Annotated in this window: 3 protein-coding genes and 1 pseudogene; 1 reads left to right on the forward strand and 3 read right to left on the reverse strand. The window is 42.1% G+C overall.

Going from position 1 to position 1,932, the window contains the following annotated elements; all coding sequences use genetic code 11:
* Window positions 1–87, forward strand: a pseudogene (locus tag B4F08_RS09725) (Holliday junction resolvase RuvX); the annotation flags it as partial.
* A gap of 83 nt (window positions 88–170) precedes the next feature.
* Here the strand turns inward: B4F08_RS09725 and B4F08_RS09730 are convergent.
* The 3 genes from B4F08_RS09730 to B4F08_RS09740 all read right to left on the reverse strand — a co-directional run.
* Window positions 171–1,178, reverse strand: coding sequence for an HlyD family secretion protein (locus tag B4F08_RS09730; protein ID WP_291374262.1), 1,008 nt, complete (start codon window positions 1,176–1,178; stop codon window positions 171–173).
* Window positions 1,179–1,215: 37 nt separating this feature from the next.
* Window positions 1,216–1,422, reverse strand: a complete 207-nt coding sequence (locus B4F08_RS09735) for a DUF1656 domain-containing protein (RefSeq protein ID WP_086209705.1) — start codon at window positions 1,420–1,422, stop codon at window positions 1,216–1,218.
* Window positions 1,423–1,424: 2 nt separating this feature from the next.
* Window positions 1,425–1,932: FUSC family protein (locus tag B4F08_RS09740; RefSeq protein ID WP_414632474.1), on the reverse strand; the 508-nt coding region annotated here is incomplete at its 5' end.

The raw sequence follows: 1,932 nt of genomic DNA on the forward strand, positions 1-1,932 counted from the left end.
AGAGGGAAAAATCTCTCTGCAGATAGCCTTGCCGCTGCATTATTTATTGAAAGTTGGTATCGTGAACCCAAAGGACTTACTCCTTAGTTCAAAGTCTATCGAAACATAGCGAATCATCTTAAAAAAGCATCCAATAAGGATGCTTTTTTAAGAGATGAAGAAAGACCAATTTAGTGGCTCTTCTCGATAATATGTACTGTCACAGTTCGCCCCGCAACAAATGCCAATTCATTCTTTGGAATTTCATCTAATGCAATTTTTACAGGAACGCGTTGCGCTAAACGCACCCAACTAAAAGTTGGATTTACATTTGCCAGTAGACCTGTACTGGATGTTCGTTCACGATCTTCAATGCCTGAGGCAATGCCCTGCACATGACCTTTTAAACTTCCCGAATCACCCATCAACTGAATGGTTGCGGGAGCACCGAGATAAATTTTATTTAACTTGGTTTCTTCAAAATAGCCCACCACATAAAGTTGTGAACGATCCAACAACGCCGCTACCGCTTGACCCACTTTGACATAGTTGCCTGCTTTCATCTCAAAGTTAGACAATGTGCCATCGGCAGGTGCTACTACTTCGGAACGGTTCAAGTTTAATTCCGCCAAATGTAAATTACTGGTTGCAACGTCAATGAGTGCCTGCTGCTGGGCAATATTGGCTTTGGCTTGCTGAATTGCGGCTTGCATTTGCTCCTGTTCGGCATGTGATTGATCTCGTACAGCAAACATCTGATCTTGTTCTTGTTTTGAAATCGCACCCTCCATCAAATTAGCATAGCGATCTGCATTTTTATCAGCCAAAAGGCTATTGGCCTGTGACTTGACCCAGTTGGCTTTGCTTTGAAACAATTCTGCTTCAGCAGAAGCCAAACTGGCTTTGGCTTTAGCTAAGTCTGATTTGGCTTGTTCGACATCCAAAGCTTGACGTGCTATGTCAATTTTAAACAGCACTTGCCCTTTTCTTACCGTTTGATTGTCACGCACCAAAACCTCAGTGACTAAGCCTGAAACATCTGAAGAGACTTGAATCACATCACCTCGAATCCGCCCATCACGTGTCCACGGCTCAGCATTGTAGTAGTGCCAAAGATGAACGATTACCAAAATCGCAACAACCACGATGATAACTAAAGTTAAGGGTCGGCTGACTTTACGCCAATCAAAGGATGCCATGTTCATTTTACCTCATTCATTTCAATCAAATGTGTGCTTAAGAAAAGCGCACGATAAAACCCCAATGGACTATGCCTAGCAGCGTGATATATAGACATAAATAAAAAATACTGGGTAAAAAAATCCAACCTTTATCAACCCAAGGGTCAGTCACCCGCATGAGTAGCCTTAAACCGATGTAGGCCAAAAGTGCCTGAACGACCAAAACAGGGACATATACGCCATAGATATTGAGTTCACCCATCGTTATGCTCCCAACAAACCGACTTGGGGCATTTCATCCCATGTCGCATGACACAAACTACTTTGAATATTATTTAGAGAAACCTGCAAACGACGTGCAATGCTCAAATCATCAATCTGTACCAATTCGGCTTGAATATCCTGAATTTGATCTAAAATGTCTTGCCTACACTTTGAGTCAGCCGTATGTCGCTCCTTGGCCTGAAAAAATACATCTATTTGGCTTTGTAATTTTTGTAAATGTCTAGTAAGGGTTGTATAGCCTGATAACTGATCCATTAATTCTTGTACTCGGGTCAAATCAATCACTGCACTGGACTCAATCAACGCCAAATTGATTTTTTGCTTCAGTACATCAGACTGTACCAACTTGGTATTCAACACACCTATCCGATCCAACATACTACGCAAATGCACTCTAAACTCGACCCCATAAGGCAAATATAGCGCTTGTCGTATCGCTTTATAGTGTAAAGACAGGATTCGTTTGGCTGTAATGTCCGGCGACATC

It is taken from the genome of Acinetobacter sp. UBA6720 (genome assembly GCF_002454215.1).
Lineage (GTDB): Bacteria > Pseudomonadota > Gammaproteobacteria > Pseudomonadales > Moraxellaceae > Acinetobacter.